General features: G+C 51.4%; 1 pseudogene. It reads right to left on the minus strand.

The features are described 5' to 3' along the window. A pseudogene (locus GCWU000321_RS09100) lies at positions 1–962 on the minus strand (ESPR-type extended signal peptide-containing protein); the annotation flags it as partial.

Genomic DNA, 962 nt, shown 5'->3' on the forward strand with positions numbered 1-962 from the left:
ATTCAGCGCGCCGTTTCCGGATACGACACCGATATTCCCGTCTGACAGTTTTGATGCATCAGCGCCGCCTTTGATATCCAGCTGCTCGCCCAGTTTCTTATTTATAACTGTTGCGTCATCACCCTTAAAGTTCAGCCCTTTGCCAATCGTCGTGTTGATATTTGTGATATCGGTCTTGTTCGTTTTCACGCCGTCACTGACTGTTTTCAGCTGGTCTTCCGTGGCTGCCTGTCCATGTACGACTGTCGGGTTGTCAATATCCCATGTGCGGTTGGTCAGTTCATTCACTGTGCCGGCGCCTGTCACTTTGACTGTGCCTGCCTGGATGTCCCCTGTCGTTCCGTCGATGGTGACCTTGCTGCCCGCCGTAATCTTTCCGCTGGTTCCGTCTACGACGATTTTCTTGTCAGCCGTGCCGAGGGTTACTTTATCACCCAGTCCGACGGTGTATTCTTTTCCGCCTGTCTCTGTACTGAGCCCTTCCGTAACGGTTACATTGGCATCTTTCGCTTTGACGGTCGTCGCTTTTGCCGTACCGCCGATGGCCGCGTTCAGCTGATCCACATTGACGGCATCTGTCCCGGCCGTACCTTTCTCTACGTTGGTGATCTTCTGGCCGTTCGCGTTGAGACCGTTATTCGTCACATAGGTCTTTCCACCTACAGTCAGACCGTTATTATTGATTACCGTGCCGCCTGTTGTGACACTGTCCACTTTCACATCTTTGGCCAGTTTTACATTCAGCGCGCCGTTTCCGGATACGACACCGATATTCCCGTCTGACAGTTTTGATGCATCAGCGCCGCCTTTGATATCCAGCTGCTCGCCCAGTTTCTTATTTATAACTGTTGCGTCATCACCCTTAAAGTTCAGCCCTTTGCCAATCGTCGTGTTGATATTTGTGATATCGGTCTTGTTCGTTTTCACGCCGTCACTGACTGTTTTCAGCTGGTCTTCCGTGG

The organism is Dialister invisus DSM 15470 (assembly GCF_000160055.1).
Lineage (GTDB): Bacteria > Bacillota > Negativicutes > Veillonellales > Dialisteraceae > Dialister > Dialister invisus.